At 47.9% G+C, this 4,789-nt stretch carries 3 protein-coding genes; all 3 read right to left on the reverse strand.

Annotated elements, in window-relative coordinates; translation table 11 throughout:
- Window positions 1-2,190: hypothetical protein (locus tag Q8O92_04370; protein MDP2982548.1), on the reverse strand; the 2,190-nt coding region annotated here is incomplete at its 3' end.
- A gap of 31 nt (window positions 2,191-2,221) precedes the next feature.
- Window positions 2,222-3,211, reverse strand: a complete 990-nt coding sequence (locus Q8O92_04375) for a hypothetical protein (protein MDP2982549.1) — start codon at window positions 3,209-3,211, stop codon at window positions 2,222-2,224.
- Between the two features lie 72 nt (window positions 3,212-3,283).
- On the reverse strand, window positions 3,284-4,789 hold a 1,506-nt coding region (locus Q8O92_04380; GenBank protein MDP2982550.1), incomplete at its 5' end, for a gliding motility-associated C-terminal domain-containing protein.

Below are 4,789 nucleotides of genomic sequence, written 5' to 3' on the forward strand. Positions count from 1 at the left end.
AAAGACATTCAAATTCTTAGTGTTCAGACGGGTATGGAAGAACGAGGTGTTTTTCCATGAATGTGAGGATTCGTAATATGAATTATAAAAGTAACGCAACATCCGTTTTTCTATCCGGTTCTGCCAACTGTACTCCATAAAGTTCGAATATTTCCCAAATTTTTCCCATTTGAGATAGGTCATAAGATTGTCATAACTCACGGATACGCTTTTATAATTGTATCGCCCGAGGGTAATCAAAAAGTCACGGGGTTTCAGTTTCAGGAAGAAATGATTCCCATTGTAACCTATAGCATAAGGGGTGGTATAGCTTTCCCGCTGGTCGATGGTGCCGTTATTGTTGAAATCGTCGCCGAATGCTACATAAGTCCCGGTAGGCGAAAGATCATAGTTATAGGTGAGGTAGGGTGCAGTGCCCCAGTAGGTGTCATTCAGCATATCCCAGTCTACATCTATTCCGATATTCCCGGGGTATGGGTTCTCAATCACTGGGTTATACTTCATATAATTCAGGGGATAGTTGTACGCTTCGCCCCCGAATCCCCATTTGCCGAAATCCTGTTCCAGGTTGGCAAACCAGGCGCGCGTGGTTTCTTTGTGCCGTCCGCCACCGGTCAGGTTCTCATTTACCGGATAGGAGAAGAGAGCGTTATACTCGTTGATTTCTCCGTTGATTTTCAGGCCGCCCCAGACGAACTGGGCATCGATGCCGTAAACATTCCAGCCGGTCCATCTGTCATAAGCTATTGTGACCCATTGCATGTTGGACAAATCTCTTACATTCATGGGGGACCGGGCCACATTCCTAACATCATAGCCGACGCTCCACTTGTCTTTATAGGTCGGACTGAACGGCTGATCGTTCCAGCTTGCCTCTCCACCCTGGGTATACTTGTAATATGCGGAAATCAGGTCGATATTATAGTAATTTGCCACCAACACCTTGAATTTCACATCACGGGCTTCCTGGGGAATCATGAATTCGTATATCACCACATCGGTTCCCGTAGCCTGCTGGTATCCCAGGGACATGTCGGCGGCGTATAATCTCCCCTGCGGATCGCTAGGGTTGGAAGGATCCGGCAGGTTGAGGATTCCGAAAAAGTTGGTAATATCCGTTTTACTGAACATGTTCTCCTTGGCATTCGCAAGATTTAAAGCCGTGAGAAACCAGTCAGCGGCGGCATAGTCTGTATCTTTCCGGGGATAGAAATCCTGACCGGTAGCTACAGGGAAGATGTACTGTCTCTGAAATGCACCATTGTAGAAACGTTTCGAACTCAATACATCCTTTATTTTGAAAACACGCATCGGCACCTGGCTGGTTAAATCATTACCGTTAATGAAAGTCCGTATGTCGTAAATTGTCGGCCCATTAGAGGTATTAGTGGGTGAACAGTCGGAGAGCACCAGATAAATGTACCGGGGAGTATCCCGCATTCCTGCGATTCCGTTGTCGATATCGGTATGGGAATACGCCCGGGTTCCGCGCTGACGGTTGATGAACGTACCGCCGACCTTCAGCTTGTCGCCGAGTATGCTCTGCCAGTGAGCGCCAAGCATGGTAAGTGTGGATATACTTCCCGGTGTACCCGGCTGGGCGATGAGCGTGACGCTGTTTTTGCGGTTTGATGCATCCCACCGGAAACCGTTGAAATTCTTCATCATCAGTGTGGAGGAAGTGAAGAAAGTACGAATGGTCGTACCGAAAATTAACTTGGTCTTCCAATCCGAGAATTCGTCTGACGTGATCATGAGATTGTTGAAAACCGAAGCTGCATAATAGAAAGGAGCAGCAGCGGTCGGATCGGAAGCAGTATTACCGGAAGTTGCACCGTACCGTGAAGTGTCCCATTTCACATTGTAAATGCTTCCACCGGGCAGGAGGAAGTTCCCGAACGGATCATAGGAAACCTTGGACATCACCTGCCGGGTATTATAAGTAGTGGCGCCGGCTGCATTTATACCGGTCTCGTACGCTTCAGTAAAATACCTGGGGGCCTTTCTCAAATCATACCTGCCGAAGTTTTCATATTCCTGAAACCACCGCGGTCTGTACTCCCGGGATACGAATCCTGTATCCTTTGCCCATTCGACCTGACCAAACGACGTCTGGGGAAACAACATCATTGCTAAACCCAAGTACACTATACTGCCAATCAGCTTTTTCACATGACCTGTTTTTTTCATAGCACCGTCCATCCTGTCGCTGATTTACGAATCAAAAAGAAATCCCGAAAGATATAAAATGTCTTCCATTTGTGTTCGTAGCCACTAATGGAAAATTATATGCGTAATTGAAAATCACCGACCCGAAGCCATATCCTAATCCCAGGTTGATATCTTCCTTTGCGACATCGCCTTTTTTGAAGATGATAATTCTATTGCTGCCCCTGATGTATCCGCCTCTTAATTTCAGATCGGTTCCTGAAATTTTGTATTCAAACCCGGCATGATATATGATATTGTTGACATGAGCAACATCACACGCAGCAATATCAAGTTCCACCGCTACCAAATCCTTCTGCATCATGATACCGATACCACGCTCGACAGGCAGCTTGCCTCCTTCATCACCCGACTCAGAAATATTGGGTATGATGGCATCCTTGACATACACTCCGGTGGTGAACGTTCCCAGCCCGAACAATTCACCCAGAGCATAGGTTGCGCTCAAGTCCAGCGAAAAGGAGGTCTTGGAGATAGTGTCATCTTTGGAGGTCCCGTCACGGGTAGCCTGACCCTCGACCGACCAGCGCATGATTTTTGCGTTGCCGCCCACAGTGAATTTGTCGGTCAGGGATAGAGCATAACCGCCGCTTATCACCATATCGCTCGCCACATCGATACCGCCGTAGGAAACGCCTAATCCCAATCCACGTCTCTTTCCCAACGGGGTCGCTAAATTAACCTGCGAAATGTTCAAACCGGAAATCACAGTAACCGGAATGCCGTACGATAAACCCACCTGCCTTTTCTCGAATTTCACCAGCCCCGCCGGATTATACCAGTAGCTGGAAGCATCTCCCGCAGAAGCCAGAAACACTTCAGCCATCCCCATCGAGCGGGCGCTCTTGCCTGCCGTGTCAAAAAAGGCGGCCTGTACCAACTGCGCAGAAGACACCGCCATTACGGCAGCGAAAGCCAGAACATAATGGGGCTTACGCTTTTGATCCGTTTTTTTCAAACTCTTCCACATTTTACTTGCCATATCCTGTGTACCCATCCAATTTTATACAGTTAAATTCAGATAACGAGAGAATGCTATACCGACTATCTTACATCAGTATGCCATCGCAACGGTACCGGAATGTACCTCCAGACCGGAGCTCGTATATGCAATCACCTGATAAATGTAAATTCCCGGAGGCACCAGTTTTTTGTCAACACCCTTGCCGTCCCAGCGGCCGGGATCGGTATCACCTATATAATCACGGGGAGTTAATGTGCCTTTGTACAGCCTTACCACTATATTGCCGGCGGTGTCATAAATCTCTACCCTTATACTGGCTGACGATTTATAAAGCCTGAATTCGATCACTGTATAATCGTTCTTATTGTCCCCGTTCGGGGTAAATGCCTTCGGCCTGGCCTGGACATCGGAAACAAGCCCGGTAAGAATTTCTTTGGTGTAGGCTACCCAGTGTTTGACGGGATCTTCCCGCAGATTCAGAGCTCCTGTATTGTCGTTTTTCGAGTCGTTGGAAACAACAGAAGCAAATTGAAAAGAATTTGTAAGAAGAGTAGTTTTGAAATATATCTTCAGGAAATCAGGGCTCTTGCCATCCGCATTCGTGACCGGATTGGCAAGACTCACGGTAATCATGGTGCCTAAGGAAGTATCAGCGGTAAACGGAACCAGTTTATTTGCTTCCGAACTGTAAACAGAATCCACTGTGGCGTAATTGGGAACCAATATGGATATGGTTTTTAAATTCTGCCCGGTATTAAGCGAATAATCCACCGTATAAACGAAATTCGTCAGTTCACCCATCTTCACCTCAGCGGGTGTAATGGATGCCTTCCCGTCCGCAATCGGCTGCTCGGTGGTATAGTTGACCGAAATAGCATTGAATGTCGGTGTCATGGAGATATGGTTGGTTTCCAGAAACACTTTGTACTTGAACTCGTTTACCGGCTCGGGAGAATCGAAATCAAAACGCTTCGCGGTGTGTCCGATGCTCCAGACACTCGGAGCGGATGGTGTTCCGTCGGGGAGACGGGACCGGGTCTGTGTCTGCACCGTGATTTTAGTATATCGGTATATGTCGACACCCGTTCCCCTCGGAACATCGCCCTCCCAGGTTACCTTGTCGATAGTCTTGAGCTTCATGGGATCGCCGAGACTGATCCAGGGTGATTCATAAGTGGCACTATATAAATAGCCGGAACCATACACCATGATCTCGCCGATGTTCGGCGGTTTGACTCTCGCTTCAAAAATATAGTACTGTGGATAGCGCACCCAGGCCGGCGGGAAGGAAACCTCGGCAAAATTATACCCGCCGTTGTCGGCGTTCGATATCCCGACTTCGTGAATGATTTCTAATATGGTAGAGCTGGATCGAGCATAAAATCCACGGGGAGAGTCAGTTACCCAGTTCTGCGGGTTGGAGCCACCGGTATAGACAACTATTTTATTAATAAGGAAATTGTCCAGAAGGTCAACCTGCTGGTAGCCGCCTACCGGGCTTCCCGAGTAGGGATACCCTACCGACAAATCACCGTCGGTCAGACGATAGTCCCCCGAAGGATGAAACAGCGCAAGATTTTCTCCGTCATATCTCCG

The sequence above is a fragment of the Candidatus Latescibacter sp. genome, from assembly GCA_030692375.1.
GTDB lineage: Bacteria > Latescibacterota > Latescibacteria > Latescibacterales > Latescibacteraceae > JAUYCD01.

Bases quoted from the DNA above. Each gene is read 5' to 3' on its own strand.
- Q8O92_04375 (MDP2982549.1), bottom strand. From the start codon at position 3,211: ATGGCAAGTAAAATGTGGAAGAGTTTGAAAAAAACGGATCAAAAGCGT.